At 72.2% G+C, this 17,781-nt stretch carries 16 protein-coding genes; 11 read left to right on the top strand and 5 right to left on the bottom strand.

From position 1 onward, the window contains the following. Nucleotides 1–10: 10 nt before the first annotated feature. A complete protein-coding gene (locus tag ACTXG6_RS15075) occupies nt 11–2,539 on the bottom strand; it encodes a wax ester/triacylglycerol synthase domain-containing protein (protein WP_445188425.1) in 2,529 nt (842 codons plus the stop codon). A 222-nt stretch (nt 2,540–2,761) separates the two neighbouring features. Here ACTXG6_RS15075 and ACTXG6_RS15070 point away from each other — a divergent pair, with 222 nt between their 5' ends. The 4 genes from ACTXG6_RS15070 (at nt 2,762) to ACTXG6_RS15055 (ending at nt 7,340) form a co-directional block, all read left to right on the top strand. Beyond that, entirely contained in the window at nt 2,762–3,259 is a 498-nt protein-coding gene (locus ACTXG6_RS15070) for a winged helix-turn-helix transcriptional regulator (RefSeq protein ID WP_445188424.1), read from the top strand. A 104-nt stretch (nt 3,260–3,363) separates the two neighbouring features. Further along, on the top strand, nt 3,364–3,897 hold the full coding sequence (locus ACTXG6_RS15065; RefSeq protein ID WP_445190011.1) for an SRPBCC family protein: 534 nt from the start codon (nt 3,364–3,366) through the stop codon (nt 3,895–3,897). After that, nucleotides 3,897–4,940, top strand: a complete 1,044-nt coding sequence (locus tag ACTXG6_RS15060; RefSeq protein WP_445188423.1) for an LLM class flavin-dependent oxidoreductase — start codon at nt 3,897–3,899, stop codon at nt 4,938–4,940. The genes ACTXG6_RS15065 and ACTXG6_RS15060 overlap by 1 nt, the downstream gene beginning before the upstream one ends. Nucleotides 4,941–4,979: 39 nt before the next feature. Beyond that, a complete protein-coding gene (locus tag ACTXG6_RS15055; RefSeq protein ID WP_445188422.1) occupies nt 4,980–7,340 on the top strand; it encodes a molybdopterin-dependent oxidoreductase in 2,361 nt (786 codons plus the stop codon). Nucleotides 7,341–7,459: 119 nt separating this feature from the next. On the opposite strand, the gene ACTXG6_RS15050 is transcribed toward ACTXG6_RS15055, so the two are convergent. Next, nucleotides 7,460–8,602 (bottom strand): acyl-CoA dehydrogenase family protein, encoded by a 1,143-nt coding sequence (locus tag ACTXG6_RS15050; RefSeq protein ID WP_445188421.1) that lies wholly within the window; start codon nt 8,600–8,602, stop codon nt 7,460–7,462. A gap of 98 nt (nt 8,603–8,700) precedes the next feature. Here ACTXG6_RS15050 and ACTXG6_RS15045 point away from each other — a divergent pair, with 98 nt between their 5' ends. Beyond that, nucleotides 8,701–9,942 (top strand): acyl-CoA dehydrogenase family protein, encoded by a 1,242-nt coding sequence (locus ACTXG6_RS15045; RefSeq protein WP_445188420.1) that lies wholly within the window; start codon nt 8,701–8,703, stop codon nt 9,940–9,942. Further along, nucleotides 9,939–11,540, top strand: a complete 1,602-nt coding sequence (locus ACTXG6_RS15040; protein WP_445188419.1) for an AMP-binding protein — start codon at nt 9,939–9,941, stop codon at nt 11,538–11,540. The genes ACTXG6_RS15045 and ACTXG6_RS15040 overlap by 4 nt, the downstream gene beginning before the upstream one ends. 32 nt (nt 11,541–11,572) lie before the next feature. Here the strand turns inward: ACTXG6_RS15040 and ACTXG6_RS15035 are convergent, their stop codons facing one another. Continuing rightward, entirely contained in the window at nt 11,573–11,851 is a 279-nt protein-coding gene (locus ACTXG6_RS15035; protein ID WP_445188418.1) for a DUF4873 domain-containing protein, read from the bottom strand. Nucleotides 11,852–12,031: 180 nt separating this feature from the next. Here ACTXG6_RS15035 and ACTXG6_RS15030 point away from each other — a divergent pair, with 180 nt between their 5' ends. Continuing rightward, a complete protein-coding gene (locus ACTXG6_RS15030) occupies nt 12,032–12,556 on the top strand; it encodes an MFS transporter (protein WP_445188417.1) in 525 nt (174 codons plus the stop codon). 8 nt (nt 12,557–12,564) lie between these two features. Further along, nucleotides 12,565–12,957, top strand: coding sequence for a hypothetical protein (locus ACTXG6_RS15025; RefSeq protein ID WP_445188416.1), 393 nt, complete (start codon nt 12,565–12,567; stop codon nt 12,955–12,957). A 94-nt stretch (nt 12,958–13,051) separates the two neighbouring features. Here the strand turns inward: ACTXG6_RS15025 and hutC are convergent, their stop codons facing one another. After that, nucleotides 13,052–13,807: a histidine utilization repressor gene (gene hutC, locus ACTXG6_RS15020; protein WP_445188415.1), complete on the bottom strand. Its 756-nt coding sequence runs from the start codon at nt 13,805–13,807 to the stop codon at nt 13,052–13,054. A 64-nt stretch (nt 13,808–13,871) separates the two neighbouring features. Between hutC and ACTXG6_RS15015 the strand changes: the two genes are divergently transcribed. Both ACTXG6_RS15015 and ACTXG6_RS15010 read left to right on the top strand, forming a co-directional pair. Beyond that, on the top strand, nt 13,872–15,323 hold the full coding sequence (locus ACTXG6_RS15015) for an aromatic amino acid ammonia-lyase (protein ID WP_445188414.1): 1,452 nt from the start codon (nt 13,872–13,874) through the stop codon (nt 15,321–15,323). A gap of 338 nt (nt 15,324–15,661) precedes the next feature. Next, nucleotides 15,662–16,039 carry an MFS transporter gene (locus tag ACTXG6_RS15010; RefSeq protein WP_445190010.1) on the top strand — a complete coding sequence of 126 codons (378 nt, stop codon included), beginning with the start codon at nt 15,662–15,664 and terminating at the stop codon, nt 16,037–16,039. Between the two features lie 181 nt (nt 16,040–16,220). Here the strand turns inward: ACTXG6_RS15010 and ACTXG6_RS15005 are convergent, their stop codons facing one another. Continuing rightward, nucleotides 16,221–17,237, bottom strand: a complete 1,017-nt coding sequence (locus ACTXG6_RS15005) for a zinc-binding alcohol dehydrogenase family protein (RefSeq protein ID WP_445188413.1) — start codon at nt 17,235–17,237, stop codon at nt 16,221–16,223. 75 nt (nt 17,238–17,312) lie between these two features. Here ACTXG6_RS15005 and ACTXG6_RS15000 point away from each other — a divergent pair, with 75 nt between their 5' ends. Continuing rightward, complete coding sequence (locus ACTXG6_RS15000) at nt 17,313–17,681, top strand: winged helix-turn-helix transcriptional regulator (RefSeq protein WP_445188412.1); 369 nt, start codon at nt 17,313–17,315, stop codon at nt 17,679–17,681. Nucleotides 17,682–17,781 lie beyond the last annotated feature (100 nt).

The raw sequence follows: 17,781 nt of genomic DNA, 5'->3' as shown, positions 1-17,781 counted from the left end.
ACAGCCAGTGCTAGAGCCGCCCGGCCAACTCGCCGGTGCGGCCGATCCGGATGTCGCCGGCGAGCTCGGCGAAGACCCCGAGCAGGTTGTCGGCGAGACCGTCGGCGTCCGGGAACAGCGCGCTGTCGCCCGTCACCCCGACGCCGAGCACCTCACCCCAGCTCAGGTAGCCGACCGCCAGCGCCACTCCGTCGGCCAGTGGCAACACCGGGTGGACCGAGGTGACCAGGACACCCAGCAGCCGCAGCTCACGGCGCCAATCCGGCAGCACGGAGGCGACAAGGCCGAAGAACCGGCCGCCGTACACCAGCCGGGCAAGCCGGGTCTGCGCCGCGCCGGGCAGCCGACCCAGCGCCCGCACCGCGAACCGGGCGGCCACCGACCTGGGGCCACCGGGGCAGTCCAGCGCGTCGGCCACCTCGTCGATCCGCCGCCGCACCGACATCGCCCCGACCGGGAGGTCGAACACGGCCGAGGTCGGCTCGGAGCCGGCTGTCCCCGGGCCGCCGCGCGCGGTCATCGGCACCATCGTGCGCAGCCGGCGGGCCGCCCCGGTCGCCGGCGCTCGCTGCCGGTACAGCGCCTCGCCGAGCAGGCCGAGCAGCAGCGCGCTGGTGCTGGTGCCGAGCCGGCGAGCCACCACGCGGACCTCGCCGGCCGGCAGCCGCACCAGGGTGTAGTGACGCCTCGGGCTGTTCGGGCGCGGGGTGCGCGCGGCGGCCCGCAGAGTGTCGCCCAGTTCGGCCATCGCCCCGCGCAGCCGGCGCGGGCCGCTCCGCCCGGCCGTCCCGCCCCGACTCCGCTGCGCATGCTCGACCGGGGGCACCGCGTGCAGGCCGGGCGCCGGGCGGTCGGACAGCAGACCGGCCAGGGTGGCGATGGCCACCTGCTCGCCACCCAGCGCGTGGTGCAGCTTGACCAGCACCGCGGTCCGCTCGCCGACCGCCGCCCGGGGCTCGGTCTCCCGCAGTACCTGTAGCTGCCAGGGTGGGCGGTCCAGCGGCAGGGGCACGTCGAAGAACTCCCGCAGCGCCTCCGCCCAGTCCGGCCCGGAACCGCCGCGGACCACCCGGGAGGTGATGTGCCGCGCCGGGTCGAGGTCGTCGACGTCCAGCCAGCGGGGCCGCCGCCCGGGCCGCAGCCACAGTCGCCGGCGCAACACCGGTAGCTGCGCGGACCTGGCCAACAGCCGGGCCCGCAGGCCCACCGCGATCCGCTCCGGGTCCAACGCGGCGGCCTCGGAAACCTCCAGCAGCGCGACCGCGCCGACCTGCTGGGGCACGGCTTCGCTGGCCGCGGCCACGAACAGCGCGTCGGCGGCGGCCAGCGGCCGGCTTCCCCGGTGGCGGGGCAGCCCGGGCAGCGCGGCGACCTCGGCGGTGAAGTCAAGGCCACCGGTGTGCTCCGCCGCCCGGCGCTCGGCGGCGGCCAGCAGGTCCGGGGAGCGGAGCAGGCCGCGGAGGGTGGCGGTGAGCTGGACGGGGTCCGCGCAGACCCGGCCGAGGCCGGCCCGTTCCATCAGTGCGGCGTTGACCTCGCCGTGCCCGGCGACCGGCTCGAACAGCAACACCGGCCGGCTGGTGGCCAAGGCCTCCAACGCGCTGGCCCCGCCCGCACCGGTGATCACAACGTCCGCCGCCGAGATCAGCTCGGGCATCCGGTCCGTCCAGCCCAGCGCCACCAGTCGGCCGGTCGGCTCGTCCCCGCCGACCAGTCGCCGGCGCAGCGCCTCGTTGCGCCCGCATGCGACGACAACGCAGGTCCCCGGGTCGGCGGCCAGCGCGCCGCGCACGGCCCGCCGCACCGAGCCGGAGCCGGCCGGGCCGAGGGAGATGAGCAGCACTGGCCGGTCCGGGGGCAGGCCGAACGCTGCCCGCGCGGCCGCCCGGTCCTCGGTGCCCACCGGGTGGAACGCCGACACCACCGGCGGCGCGCCGACCGCTCCCCTCGTATCCGGGCGGGCCAGCCACATCTCCCGCAGGCCGGGCTCGCTCGCCACGTAGTGCAGATCGATCTCCGGGTACACCCGGAACGGGTGCGGCACGAAGTCGGCGACGATCGCGGCGACCGGCAGGTCGAGCCCGCCGCGGCGGCGCAGCCAGTCCAGCCCGGCGGTCCCCAGCGGGTAGGTGGACACCACCAGGTCCGGCAGGAACTCGGCGACCACCGGGCGCAGCGCCCGCCCGGTCCAGGCTCCGGTGAGCCGGCCGGACGTCTCGGCGAACCACGGCTGGCGCCACAGCCGGCGGTAGCAGAGGCCGGACAGCCACGGGGTCCGGTCCGCACTCACCCGATGGGCCAGTCCCAACGCCGGGCCGAGCACCGGACCCATCGCGTCCAGGGTGTCCACCCGGCGGATCTCGCAACCCGGCCAGAGCCGGCCGGCCTGTTCCTCGACGGCGGCCGCCGCGGCATTGTGCCCCTGCCCGGTCGTCGCGCTGATAACCAGCAGCCGGCGCGGTGCGACGTCCCGGCCGGGCAACCGCCGCCCGGCCGGCGCCGTACCGGAGACCGCCAGGTGGATGGGGCCGGAAGTCATCGTGCCCGCCCGGCCACCGCGTCCACCGTGTGTTCCTCCCCGACCACGCCCGCACTCGGATCGCGTTCAGTATGGACCTCACCGTCGGACCGCGCGCGACCGTCAGCTCTGCCGGCCACGGTCGGGACCAGCGGGGCCGAACCGGAAACCCTGGCCGCCCCCGATCCGCCGCATTCATAGTTTAATTCAGAGACTTTGCTGGTCGGACGGTATGCTCCGATCATGAGGCGGACCTCCTTCGCAAACTGGCCGTGCTCGGTCGCGCGCACCATGGACCTGCTGGGCGACTGGTGGACGCCACTGGTGCTGCGCGAGGCGTTCTACGGCTTCCGGCGCTTCGACGAGTTCCAGCAGGAGCTGGGCATCGCCCGCAACACCCTGGCCGACCGGCTGCGCCGCCTGGTCGACGAGGGACTGCTGGAGAAGCGGGCCTACCAGTCCGAACCGGTGCGCTACGACTACGTGCTCACCGAGATGGGCCGCGACTTCTACGGCGTGATCGCCGCGATGACCCGCTGGGGCGACCGCTGGCTCGCCGACGAGGCCGGCCCGCCGATCACACTGCACCACCGGACCTGCGACCACGACACCCACGCCGAGGTGGTCTGTGCGCACTGCCGCGAGCCGCTGCACGCCAGGGACGTCAGCGCCCGGATGGGCCCCGGCTACCCGCCCCGTCTCGCCGAGCGCCCGGACGTCGCCCGCCGCTTCGCCCAGTAGGAGCGCCCGAGCCGGGGTGGCCTGCCCCGCTCTGCGTTGACATCTAGGTCTATCTACGCAACTCTGGTGCTCAGAGCCCCAATGACGAGGAGATGTCGAGCCAAATGGAGTGGACCGGAGCGCGCTACGCGGACAAGCCGACGGTTGAGGTCGAGACGTTCATCGACGCCCCGGCGGCCGCGGTGTGGGGGTTCGTCTCCGACGTCGCGCTGATGCCGTCGATGAGCCCCGAGCTGCAGCGCGTGGAGTGGCAGGACGGCGCCACCGGCCCCAGCGTCGGCGCCACCTTCGTCGGGTACAGCAAGCACGAGGCGCTCGGCGAGTGGCACACCACCTCGACGGTCATCGAGTACGAGCCGGAGCGGGTGTTCGCCTGGGCGGTGCAGGACGTCGAGGTGCCGACCGCGGTCTGGCGGTTCACCCTGGAACCGCGCGACAGCGGCACGACGCTGCGCCAGTGGATGCAGATGGGGCCGGCCCGCTCCGGGCTGAGCTTCGCCATCGACAAGATGCCGGACAAGGAACAGAAGATCGTCTTCGTCCGGATGCGCGAGTTCGAGACCAACATGGCGGGCACCCTGGCCGCGATCAAGGAGCGCGTCGAGAGCGCCACCGCGACCAGCTCGGCCGGCGTCTGATGCGCGCGGCCACCACCGTCGAGGCGTCCAACCGGGGCAGCTGGGCGGACACCCTGACCTTCGTGCTGGAGGCGGAGAAGCTCGGCCTCGACGTCTGCTTCGTGGCCGAGGCGTGGGGCTCGGACGGCCCGTCCGCGCTGGGCTACTTCGCCGCGCGCACCGAACGGATGCTGCTCGGCTCCGGGATCATCCAGCTGGGCACCCGCACCCCGGTGGCCATCGCGCAGACCGCGCTGACGCTGGCCGAGATGTCGCAGGGCCGGTTCCTGCTCGGCCTCGGCGCGTCCGGGCCGCAGGTGATCGAGGGCCTGCACGGGGTGCCGTTCGCCAAGCCACTGACCCGGATGCGGGAGACCGTGGAGATCATCCGGCAGGTGTTCGCCGGGGAGAAGGTCGCCTACTCGGGCAACCAGTTCCAGATCCCGGTGCCCGGCGGCGAGGGCAAGCCGATGCGCCTGTCCATGGACGCCAACCCGGACATCCCGATCTATCTGGCCACCATCTCGCCGAAGACGCTGGAGCTGACCGGCGAGATCGCGGACGGCTGGCTGGGCACCAGCTTCGTGCCGGAGGGCGCGTCGGCCTACTTCGACCCGCTGGACGCCGGGCTGGCCAAGGCCGGCCGCAAGCGCACCGACCTGGACGTCTGCCAGGGCGCCGAGGTGGCTTTCGCCGAGGACGAAGACGCCCTGCGCTCGATGGTCGCCAGTCGCAAGAAGGAACTGGCGTTCAGCCTCGGCGGGATGGGTTCGGCGCAGACCAACTTCTACAACGGCGCGTACAGCCGCCAAGGCTGGGCCGACGTCGCGGCGGCGGTCCGGGAGCGCTGGCAGGGCGGTGACCGGGACGGCGCCGCCGAGCTGGTCACCGACGACATGGTGCTGGGCACCACGCTGATCGGCACCGAGGACATGGTGCGCGCGCGGCTGCGGGTCTGGCGCGACGCCGGCGTGGACACCGTCCGGCTCTACCCGAACGGCGACACCGTCGACGCGAAGCTGACCACCCTCGGCCGCGCCCTCGACATCCTCCACGCGCTGTAACCCTCCACGCGCTGTAACCCACCACGTAGGGACGAGCCCATGACCGCCCCGAAAGCCCCGGCCGCCGACTGGCACAAGACTGCGTGCAGCCTCTGCTACCTCAACTGCGGGCTGGAGGTGCAGCTGGACGGCCGGGCCATCACCCGCGTCCGGGGCGACAAGGCGCACCCGCGCTCGGCGGGCTACCTGTGCCAGAAGGCGCAGCGGCTGACCTGGTACGGCAACCACGGCGACCGGCTGACCAGCCCGCTGCGCCGGCTTCCCGGCGGCGGCCACGAGCCGATCGACTGGGACACGGCGCTGCGCGAGATCGCCGCCAGGCTGACGGCGGTGCGGGACGCGGACACCGAGGCCGGCCGGCCCGGCTCGTTCTCCTACGTGGGTGGCGGCGGGCAGGGCAACCACTCCGGCGGCGGCTACGGCACGGCGCTGATGAAGTGGATGAACTCCACCCGGTACTACAACGCGCTGTCGCAGGAGAAGACCGGCGACTTCTGGGTCAACGGCAAGATGTTCGGCGCGCAGAACTGCCACACCTCCGAGGGCGTCGAGGAGTGTGACCTGCTGTTCGTGATCGGCTGCAACCCGTGGCTGGCGCACGGGTTCAGCAACGCCCGGCACGCGCTGAACGCGATCAAGAACGACCCGGAACGCAAGATCATCGTGATCGACCCCCGGCGCACCGAGACCGCCGACATCGCCGAGCTGCACCTGCCGCTGCGCCCCGGCACCGACGCCTACCTGCTCGCCGCGATCATCGCGCTGATCCTCGAGCGGCGCGGGCAGGACGAGGAGTTCCTGGCCGAGCACACCGAGGGTTTCGAGGCGGTGCGGGATGCGCTGGGCCGGGTGCCGGTGGACGAGTGGATCGCGCACGCCGAGCTGGACCGGGCCGACGTCGAGCGCGCGGTGGACATGATCCTGGCCGCCCGCGCCATGACGGTGCGGGTCGAGCTGGGTATCCAGCAGGGCCGCCACTCCACCCTGAACAGCTACCTGGAGAAGCTGCTCTACCTGGTCACCGGCCACTTCGGCCGTGAGGGCACGAACAACCTGCACTCCTGGCTGGTGCCGCTGTGGGGCAACTCCCGGGGCGAGCGCTCGGAGATCACCGGCTTCGAGTACATCGGCGGGCTGCTGCCGTCCAACACGATGGCCGAGGAGATCCTCGCCGACCACCCGAACCGCGCCCGGGTGCTCTGGGTGGAGTCGTCCAACCCGGCGAACACCTACGCCGACACCGCCTCGGTCGAGCGTGCGGTCGAGCTGGCTGAACTCTCTGTTGTGGTCGACATCGCCTACACCGAGACCGCGGCGCTGGCCGAGTACGTCCTGCCCGCCGCGTCGCAGCACGAGAAGTGGGAGTTCACCCTCTTCGACTTCGAGTGGCCGACGAACTACTTCCAGATCCGCCGCCCGCTGCTCGACCCGCTGCCCGGCACGCTGGTCGAGGCGGAGATCTACGCGCGGCTGTTCGAGGAGCTCGGTGCGCTGCCGTCGGCCGACGAGCTGGCGGAGCTCACCCGACTCGCCCGTACCGACCGGGCCAAGCTGCTATCGGCGGCCGGCGGGCTGATGAAGAAGAACCCGGAGCTGGCCTCGATCGCCGCGGTACTGCTCTACCGGACGCTGGGCGCAGCTCTGGACGAGCGTCAGCCAGGGTCGGCCTCGATGGCGCCGCTGTGGGCCGGCTGCCACCGGGCGGCGGCGACCATGACGGTGGCGGTGCGGCGTGCGCTGGGTACCTCGGCGACCGGTGCTGAGCTGGGCGAGGAGCTGTTCACCCGGATCCTGGACAGCCCCAGCGGCACCCCGTTCAGCACGCACACCTACGACGAGGTCTGGGACCTGGTGAAGCGCGAGCGCATCCAGCTCGCCGTGCCGGAGCTGCTGTCCTGGCTGGGTGAGCTCGACCCGGCGGCCGAGCAGGTCGATCCGAGGTACCCGTTCTCGCTGGTCAACGGGCAGCGCCGGTCACACAACGCGAACCAGATCCTGCGCGCCCCGGCCTGGCGGCGGACCGACCCGGAGGGCGCCCTGCGGGCCCGTGCGGCCGACCTCGCCACGGTCGGCCTCGACCCGGGCGACTGGGTCGCGGTGGTCACTCCGGTCGGCCGGATCGTGGTGCGCGCCGAGGCGGACGAGAGCCTTCGCCCCATGCAGCTCGCACTGCCGCACGGGTTCGGCATGTCCTACCCGGACGGGCACGGCGGCCGGGTCACCAACGGCCCCCGGATCAACGTGATCACCGACGCCGCCGACCGCGACCCGATCGCCGGCACCCCGCACCACAAGGACATGCCGGTACGCCTGGAACCGGCCACCGAGGTCGAGCGCGCCACCGCCGAGCGGGACAGCGAACGGGTCCGCGAGGTAGTCCAGGCGGCCACCGCCCGCTGACGCCGTCGCGGTGGCCAGGTTGCTCGGTGGCGCACACATCTGGTGCGGCCGTACAGAGCTTGTACGCCCTGTGCGGCCGGCACCTGGTCTGTGCCGGCCGCGGAGTTTGGCCTTGGGGGTCAGAGCACGTGGTCGGCGATGGCGGCGAGCTGGCGTGCCTGGGAGCCGAGCAGCGCGCGGCGGGCTCTGGCGCGCTTGAGCAGCACGTGCGACGGGTGCTCCCAGGTGAACCCGATGCCGCCATGCGTCTGCAGCGCGTCGCCGGTGGCGGCGTCGGCCGCGTCGCTGGCGGCGGCCAATGCGGTCCGGGCGGCCAGTTCCGACTCCGGTCCGGCCGGCGCCCCGGCATCGGCGGCGGCGGTCCGCACCAGCAGGCGGGCCGCGTCCAGCTGCACGTACCGGTCCGCCAGCATGTGTTTGATCGCCTGGAACGACCCGATGGCGCGGCCGAACTGGCGCCGCTCCTTGGCGTAGGAGACCGCGCCGTCCAGCGCCCGTTGCCCGGTACCGACCAGCTCCGCCGCGAACACGGTGAGGATCTCCGCGACCGGCAGCTCGGGCAGCGGCAGCACGGTGGCCGGCGCGTCGGTCAGCCGCACCGAGGCGACCGGCTCCGTGACGTCCAGCGAGTCGACCGACTCACGCCGCACCCCCGGCCCGGCCAGGTCGACCAGCAACGGTGCACCGCCGGCGTCGAACGCCAGCAGCCAGTCGGCGTCCATCCCGAACGGCACCGCGCCGAGGGTCCCGCTGACCACCGAGCCGTCCGAGGACAACACTCCGGGACGCCGCCAGGGCACCACCGATGCCGGCCAGGTCTGCCACGCCGTCGTCGCAACGGCCGACCCCGCGGTCACGTCCCGCAGCACGTCGGCCGCCGCACCGCTCAACGCCGCACCGCTCAACGCCGCACCGCTCAACGCCGCCCCCGCACCGGCACTCCGGGTCAACACAGCGGTCAATACAGCGGTCACCGCAGCGGTCACGGCGAACGGCACCGCCGGTACCGCCGCACCCACCTGCTCGGCCAGCAGACACTGCTCGAGCACGCCGGCGCCGCCGCCACCCAGCGCCTCCGGCACGGCGAGGCCGAGCAGCCCGAGCTCGCCCAGGGCCGCCCACAGCGACCGATTCAGCCCGAGCGGCAGCGCATCCCAGTCCGGCGGCAGGGGGTCCTTGCGGGCCGCGTCGGCGAGCAGCCGGGCAGCGGTCCTGCTCAGCTCGCGGTGCTCCTCGGTGAGCCCGGTCCAGCCGTCCACCATCTCGTGCTCCTCGCCGTCGACAAGTCCGCCTCAAAGCATTGACTAGTGGGTCTATCTACGCAACTGTTGTGTTCAGAGGCATATGAGGAGGTAGCCGAGTGGACGAGTTCCGGGCGGCGGTACGCGAGTTCATCGCCGGGCTGGTGCCACCCGGTTGGCAGGGCATCGGGGCGCTGGAAGACCGCGAGCACGCCGAGTTCCTTGCCACGGCCCGGGCCGCGCTGGCCGGGCGCGGCTGGGTCGCCCCGGCCTGGCCGGCCGAGTACGGCGGCGCCGGGCTGGGCGCGCGCGAGCTGGTGGTGCTGGCCGAGGAGCTGACCGGGGCGGGCGTTCCGTTCGGCTCGGACAACGATGCGTTCGGCATCAGCATGCTGGGCAACACCATGCTGCGGACGGCTTCCCCCGAGCTGTGCCAGCGCTTCCTGCCGAAGATCGTCTCCGGCGAGTACGTGTTCGCCCAGGGCTTCTCCGAGCCGGGCGCGGGTTCCGACCTGGCGGCCCTGGCGCTGCGCGCCGAGCCGGACGGCGACCGCTGGGTACTCAACGGCCAGAAGCTCTGGTCCTCCGGGGCGCACCGCGCGAACTGGATGTTCGTGCTGGCCAGGACCAACCCCACCGCCGCGCCACACCGGGGCATCAGCATGCTGCTGGTTCCGCTGGACCAACCGGGCGTCGACGTCCGACCGATCCGCAACCTCACCGGCGACGCCGATTTCAACGAGGTGTTCTTCGACGACGCGACGACCGAGCGCGGGCTGGTCGTCGGCGAGCTGGACGGCGGCTGGTCGGTGGCCATGACGCTGCTCGGCTTCGAGCGCGGTGAGACCGCGCTGCACGCCCCGATCCGGTTCCGCAATGAGCTGAACCGACTGATCGAGCTGGTCAGGGAGCACGACCTGGCCGCCGACCCGGACATCCGCCGCCGGGTCGCCTGGTGCCACGTGCAGGTCGAACAGCTGCGCGCGCACGGCGCCCGCACCGCCGCCAAGCTGATCGCCGGACAGGAGCCGGGAGCGGAGGCGGCCTCGTTCAAGCTGCTGTGGAGCGAGTACCACCGGGTCTCCACCGAGCTCGCGCTGGATGTGCTGGGCCTGGACGCGCTCGCCCCGTCCGGGCGGCCGTCGCCGAACTGGTACCAGACCGACGATCCCGGTGCGCCCAACTCCTCGGCGTCCTGGACCAGCGTGTACCTGAACTCGCGCGCCGGCACGATCTACGCCGGATCGTCGCAGGTGCAGCGCGGCATCGTCGGCGAACTGCTGCTCGGGCTTCCGAAAGAACCGAAAGAACCGAAAAGACCGCAAGAACCGAAGGCGCCCCAGCCGGCGGCCACACGATGATCATCCGCAGCCCCTACCCGGACGTCGTGGTCCCGCCGGCCAGCCTGGCCGGGTTCCTGTTCGACTCACTCGACCCGGCGGACGCGCGGCGCCCCGCGGTGATCGACGCCGCCACCGGGCAGGGTTACACGTTCGGCCAGCTCACCGACGCGGTGCACCGGGTGGCCGGCGCGCTCGCCGCTCGCGGGCTGGGCCGGGGCGACGTGGCCGGGCTGTTCGCCCCGAACAGCCCGGACTACCCGGTGGTCTTCCACGGCGTGCTCGCGGCCGGCGCCACGGTGTCCCCGGTGAACGCGCTCTACACCCCGGCGGAGCTGGCCCACCAGCTGCGCGACGCCGGCGCGACGATCCTGTTCACCGGACCGGAGGGGCTGGCGCGGGCCCGGGTCGCGGTGGCCGAGGCCGGCGTGTCGGTCCGCGAGATCGTGGTACTGGGAGCGGCGCCGCAGGACGCCGCCGCCACGGTCCCCGAGACCGGTTTCGAGGAGTTCGTCGCCACTGCCACGCCGGTCCCCGACCTCACGATCCTCCCGGAGGACCTCGCCGCGCTGCCGTACTCCTCGGGCACCACGGGCCTGACCAAGGGCGTCATGCTGACCCACCGCAACCTGGTGGCCAACCTGCTGCAGCTCGCGCCGCTCGGGCGCATCGACGGCGGCTCGCGGCTGCTGGCGGTGCTGCCGCTGTTCCACATCTACGGGCTCACCGGGATCATGAACCAGGGCCTGCACCGGCGCGCGCTGGTCGTCACCATGCCGCGCTTCGAGCTGACCGGCTTCCTCGCCGCGATCGCCGAACACCGGATCGACCACCTCTACATCGCTCCGCCCATCGCACTGGCGCTGGCCAAGAGTCCGCTGGTGGACGACTACGACCTGAGCAGCCTGCGCGTCATCGTCTCGGCGGCCGCACCGCTGGACGCCGACCTTGGCCGCGCGGTCGCCGACCGCCTCGGTGCCACCGTGCTGCAGGGCTACGGGCTCACCGAGTCCAGCCCCGGCACCCACGGCATCCCGGTCGACCGGCCGGACATCGACCTCGGCACCATCGGGGTGTTGATGCCCAGCGTGCAGGCCCGCGTCGTCGACCCGGGAACCGGGCTCGACGTCGCCCCGGGCGAGCACGGCGAGCTGTGGTGCCGGGGGCCGAACGTCATGCGCGGCTACCTGAACAACCCGGCCGCCACCGCCGCCACCGTCGACGAGGACGGCTTCCTGCACACCGGCGACCTCGTCACCGTCGACCCCGGCGGGGTGTTCCGGGTGGTCGACCGGCTCAAGGAACTGATCAAGTACAAGGGGCACCAGGTCGCGCCGGCCGAGCTGGAGGCCCTGCTGCTCAGCCACGAGGCGGTGGCCGACGCGGCGGTCATCGGCGTGCCCGACCCCGACTGCGGTGAGGTACCCAAGGCGTTCGTGGTCCGCCGCGACAGCCACCCCGGGCTGGACGCCGACTCGGTGCTGACCTTCGTGGCCGGCCGGGTGGCGCCGCACAAGAAGGTCCGTCTGGTGGAGTTCGTCGACCGGATCCCCAAGTCGGCCGCCGGCAAGATCCTGCGCAAGGAGCTACGCGCGCGCCAGCCGGCGGCCACCAGCTGATCGGCCCGCTCGGGGCGCGACCTGACAGCGCCTCACACGCGCATGAATCCGCTGACGCCGACGCTGAAGAGCGACCAGGTGGTGCGCGGACTGGGCACGAAGTTGCCCTCGCGGCCGTCCGGGAATCGGAGGACCAGGCCGTACGCGCTCATCCCGTTCACGGCCGCGCCCACCTCGCCCCGCGTGCCGCGGTCGACCAACCCACCCCAGGTCAGGCCGCCGTCAGGATCGGGCTTCGAGTGCAAGTCCACGGTCACCTCGATCTCGCCACCTGGGGAGACGATCGTGGCTGGCCCGCTGTAACTGGCCATGTCCACCTTCTTCCTCGACCCCGACCTCAGCAATTCCCACTATCCGCGCGGAATATGTGTGCGCGATGAGAAACGGCGCGATGATTCGACCGAGCACCCAAAAGCAGCCAGGTTAGCATTGCTAATTAGCACGGCGCATAGTTACCGACCACGGCCTACACACAGTGCCTGGGGGTCGTCGTGCCGACCAGCGCATGGCTGGGCGAGCGACTGGGCCTGAGACGGCTGTACCTGATCGCACTGACCGCGTTCTCCGCGTTCTCCGCCCTCTGCGGGATGGCCGGGGGACTCGACAGCATGATCGCCTTCCGGATCCTGCAGGCGATACCGGGCGGGGTGATCCCGGTGACCTGCGTGACGATCCTGTACCGGATGGTGCCGCCGGAGAAGCTGGGTACCGCCATGGGCCTGTACGGGTTCGGCATCGTGGTCGCGCCCGGCGTCGGGCCCACCCTGGGCGGGTACCTGGTCGAGTACGTGGACTGGCGACTGATCTTCTACATCAACGTCCCGGTCGGGATCGTCGGCACGGTCACGGCGATCGCGGTACTGCCCAACTTTCCCGGCAAGCGGGGCAGGCGGTTCGACCTACCCGGGTTCGTGTGCATCGCGGCCGGGCTGTTCGCGCTGCTGCTGGCCGTGTCCGAGGGCCAGGACTGGGGCTGGACCGGCTACCGGGTGCCGCCGGCATCGGCCTGGCCATGATGCCGATCATGACCGGGGGTATCTCCGCGCTCCCGCCGAGCATCGTCAGCGCTGGCAGCGCGTTCAACACCCTTACCCAGCGGGTCACCGCGGCGCTCGGCCTTGCCGCGCTGACGTCCCTGGCCACCGCCCAACAGGCCCAGCTGATGGCCGACCGCTCCGCGCTGCTGGCCGGCGGCGGGCCCGACACCGACCCGCGCATCCTGACCATGGAGAAACGGGGGCCCAGCGGGCTCATCCCGCTTTGGCAGCAGCTCCAGATCGAGGTCCAGGCGCAGGCCTACAGCAACGTGTTCCTCATCGCCGGAATCTGCACCCTGGCCGGCGTGCTTCTCGCGTTCGTCCTCCGCAACGGCCGACCCAAAACCGCCGAGGACGCCGAACCGGTCGAGATCGGCTAGCGTGCGGGACCCTCAGGTTGGCCGAGGACGGGATCCCGCGTACCTCTCGACGGCCGGACACGCCACCCTGTATATACACGTAATGCTCACCGCCTCAGTGCTGCTCGAACGACCCCTCGAGGCGGTATCGGGACCCGGGCAGCACCAGCCGCGCCACACTGACCGGACGGTTCGCCGACCAGGTGCGGCGGCGGATGAGCAGGCACGGGTCGCCGCCGCCGATGCCGAGCAGCCGGCACTCCTCGGCGCTGCCCAGCCCGGCCTCCACGATGTGCTCACCGCGCTGCAGCGGCGCCGCGTGCGACAGGTAGGTGTTGGGCGTGTTCTGGGTGAAGTCCTGCGCGAGGTAGTCCGGGGCCCGGTCCGGGCGCACGAACCGGTCCTCCAGCTGGATCGCCAGCTCGTCCTCGAAGTGCACCACCAGCGAGTGGAAGACCTTCTCCCCCGCCGGCAGCTCCAGCTCGCCGGCCACCGCCTGCTCGGCCGGCTCGGCGCGCAGCAGCACCACCTCGGCCCAGTAGTGCCGGCCCCGGGCGCGCACCTCGTCAGCGATGTTGCGCACCTCGACCAGCGGCGAGCTGCCCTTGCGCCGGGCTACGAAGGTGCCCACGCCCATCAGCCGGGCCACCTGCCCCTCGGCGACCAGCTCCCGGAACGCCCGGTTGATCGTCATCCGGGACAGGCCGAGCGCCTGGACCAGCTGGTTCTCCGACGGCAGCAGCTCGCCCTCCGCCCAGAACCCGGCGCTGACCTGCTCGGTGATCACATTTTTCACCCGTTGGTACGCCGGCTCGGCATCCTGGTTGCGGGCCCGGTACAAGGTAGCGAAGTCGGCATCGTCGATAGCCACGCCGACCTCCGTCCCGCTCCGTCGCCCGCACAGTAGCGCCCAACCCACCAGCAACCGGGGAGTCATGCCAGACAGCAGCCGCATTCGGATCGAGGGCAGCGGCCTGCGCTGCGCCGACGTGGTGCGGATCGCCCGCCGCAGCGCCTCGATCGAGCTCGACGAGCACGCCGTGGCGCGGGCCGAGCGGGCCTACCAGCTCGCCGTGGAGATCGGCGCCAAGCGGGCTGTCTACGGCAGGACCACCGGCGTCGGCGCCAACCGGCACACCGTCGTCGACCCGAACTCCGCCGACCAGCACGGCCTGCAGCTGCTGCGCAGCCACGCCGGCGGCACCGGGGCGGCACTGCCGGAGGACAGCGTGCGCGCGACGCTCGCGATCCGGCTCAACCAGCTCGCCGCGGCGGGCAGCGGGGTGCACCCGAGGCTGCTCTACGCGCTGGAGACCGCGCTGCGGGTCGGCGCCATCCCGCTGGTGCACTCGCGGGGCGCGATCGGCACCGGCGACCTCACCGCGCTGGCCGAGGTCGCGCTGACCATGGCGGGCGAGCGGCCCTGGATGGCGGGCTGGCTGGACCCGGTGGCGGTCAGCCCGGGCGACGCGCTCGCGTTCATCTCCAGCAACGCCGCGACGCTGGCCGAGGCGGTGCTCACCTGGCACGACCTGCACCGGCTGCTGCACGCCAGCCAGGTGGTGGCCGCGCTGTCCTACTGCGCGCTGGGCGGGTCTCCGGAGGCGTTCTCCGAGCAGGTGCACGCCGCCCGGCCGCACCCGGGTTCGGTGCGCTGCGCGGCCGAGATGCGCAGGCTGCTGATCGGCGAGGAGCCGCCCGGCCCGGGGCGCCGGCTGCAGGACCCGTTCGGGTTGCGGGCGTTCCCGCAGGTCCAGGGGCCGGCGCTGGACGCGGTCGACTCGCTGGAACGGGTGCTGACCATCGATATCAACGCCGCGGCGGAGAACCCGCTGATCGACGTGGACAGCCAGGAGGCCTACCACCACGGCCAGTTCTCCACCGCCTACCTCGCGCTCACCCTGGACCACCTGCGGGTCGCGCTGCACCACGTCGCCGAGCTGTCCGCCGCGCGGCTGAGCGACCTGGTGGAGCCCGAGCTGACCGGCCTCACCCCGTTCCTCTCGGCCGGGTCGGCCAGCAGCTCCGGGATCATGATCCTGGAGTACGTGGCGCACGATGCGCTCGGCGAGCTGCGGCACGCCGCCTCACCGGTCACCCTCGGCACCGCGGTGATCTCGCGGGGTCTGGAAGACCATGCCAGCTTCTCCACGCAGGCGGCACGCAGCACCGCGGCCGCGGTCAACGCCTACCGCACGGTGCTGGCCTGTGAGGTACTCGGCGCGGTCCGCGCGCTGCGGCTGTCCGGGGCCGAGCTGCCGGACGCACCGGTCGCGGAGGCGTTCCAGCGCGCGGTCCAGCAACTCCCGCTGGTCGAGGCCGACCACCCGCTCAGTGACGAGGTCGCCCAGGCGGAACACCTCGTCGACGTGCTCTTAACGTTCTAGTGCTCGCAACGTTCTAGTGCACGCGCTTTCTAGTGCACGCCGCGTTCCAGAGGTCCGCGTCCGCCCGAGGCTAGGAGAGCTGTGACCGACACCCCGCCTAGCGACGTGCCGGCAACCGGACGGGCCGGCGCGACCTCCTACGACGATGTCCCGCTCAACAGGTTCCACCTGAGCGCTGTTCTACAACGCGCAGGTCATCCCGTACTTCGCCATCTACACATTCCTGCCGCTGGTGCTGGTGAAAATGGGGCTGGGCGAGGAGAGCGTGCGCAGCGACGGTTGGCTGAACGTCTTCCCTGCTGCTCGGCAGTCTCGGCGGGCTGTGGCTGGTGGCCAAGATGTCCCGGCGCGGCCTGACCATCGGCTCGTTCGCGGTCCTCGCCGTGTCCATGGCGCCGATGGCGATCTGGCCGAGCGCGCCGACCTGGCTGCTCTTCCCGCTGTTCCTGGTGTTCACGTTCACCATGTCAGCGGCGGTCAACCTGGACCAGGTCTACCCGCCCGAGCTGTTCCCCACCGAGCTGCGCAGCTCGGGCGTCGGGTTGCTGAACGGGCTGAGCAGGGTCGGGTCGGCGATCGGCACCTTCCTGCTGCCGATCAGCCTCGACTCGATCGGCTTCGGGCCGACCATGTCGGCACTCACCCTCGTGCTGGTGGTTGGCCTGCTGGTGTCGATCGCCTGGGCGCCGGAGACCAAGGGCACCGTGCTGGACTGACCTGTCCGGAGCAGGCCCTCACCGGGCCCGGTGCATCCCGGTGGCCGGGCCCGGGCGCACCGCGATCACGTCGGCGGGTGGGCGGATCGCCACGGACAGTCGCGTCACGGACCGATCGTCGGGATCCGCGGGCTCAGTCGGCGAAGCCGCCGCCGATGACCCGGTGCAGGATCAGCGCGGCTCAGTCGGCGAAACCGCCGCCGATGACCACCTTGCCGGTCATCGCGCCGGCCTCGACAAGCTCGTGCGCCCGGCGCAGCGTGCTGGCGTTGATCGGCTCGAGGCGCTCGGCGACCGTGGTGCGCAGCACGCCGTCGTCCACCAGCCGGGCGGCGGCCTCCAGCAGCTCGTACTGGGCCGGGTCCTCCGGCGCGAACAGCGGCCGGGTGAACATCAGTTCCCAGTGCCAGGTGAGGCTCTTGGACTTGAGGGGCAGCAGGTCCAGCCCCTCCGGCTCGTCGATCGCGGTGATCTCCCCGCCCGGCCGCAGCAGCTCCACGAAGTTGTCCACGTTGCCGGCCGAGAACGGGCTGAAGATGTAGTCGACGCCAGCCGGGGCCACCGCCCGGACCGCCGCCACCAGGTCGCCGTGGTGGTCGACCACGTGGTGCGCACCGAGCTCGGTCACCCACTTCTGGGACTCCGGCCGCGACGCGGTGCCGATCACGGTCACCCCGGTCAGTGCGCGGGCCAGCTGGATGATCATCGAGCCCACCCCGCCGGCGGCACCCATCACCAACAGCGTCCCGGTGCTGTCCTTGTCGAGCCGGAACCGGTCGAACAGCGCCTCCCAGGCGGTGATCGTGGTGAGCGGCAGCGCGGCGGCCTCGGCGAAGTCCAGGGTGCTCGGCTTGTGTCCGGTGATCCGCTCGTCGACGAGGTGGAACCGCGAGTTGGTGCCCGGCCGCCCGATCGAGCCGGCGTAGTACACCTCGTCGCCCACCGCGAACCGGGTCACTTCAGGGCCCACCGCGGTGACCACGCCGGCGGCGTCGTAGCCGAGCACCTTGAGCTCGCCGCCCGGGTCCCCGCCGGTCCGCACCTTGGTGTCCACCGGGTTCACCGAGACCGCCTCGACACGCACCAGCAGGTCGTGCGGACCGGGCGTCGGTATGGGCAGTTCGGCATCCACCAGGCTGTCCGGGTCGGTGATCGGCAGGCTCTTGCGGTACCCGATCGCGCGCATGTTGTCGGTCATGACATCGACGGTATCTCTAGGGCCCTAGTTACCAGCAAGGTCTCCTAGTATTGAAAAGATAGTAACCTGCTCACCATGGCTGAACCCGCGACCGGAACCTGTGGCCCCCGCGATGCCTACACCGCCGCCTGCCCCTGCCGCGAGCTGCTCGACCTGCTGGCGAACAAGTGGAGCGCGCTCGCGCTCGGTGCGCTGGAGGACGGTCCGCGCCGGTTCGGCGCGCTGCGCGCCAAACTGGAGGGGATCAGCCCGAAGATGCTGACCCAGACGCTGCGCCGGCTCGAGGAGCTCGCCCTGGTGGACCGCGTCGTCTACCCCGCGGTGCCGCTGCACGTCGAGTACTCGCTCACCCCGCTCGGCCGCGACGCCTGCATCCCGCTCGGCGAGCTGCGCCGCTGGGTGGAGTCCAACGTAGACCGCATCCCGGCCCTGGCCCTCGCCTGAACCGCGCTCACACAGCACGTCTGACGCTGACACAGCCGCCCAGGCCGCTGTGTCGAGCCGCGCGAGCTGTGTGAGCTGCCGCCGCCCGCGCCGGGCCGCC

Source organism: Pseudonocardia sp. Cha107L01 (assembly GCF_052566575.1).
This window is presented reverse-complemented; position numbering and strand designations above follow the sequence as displayed.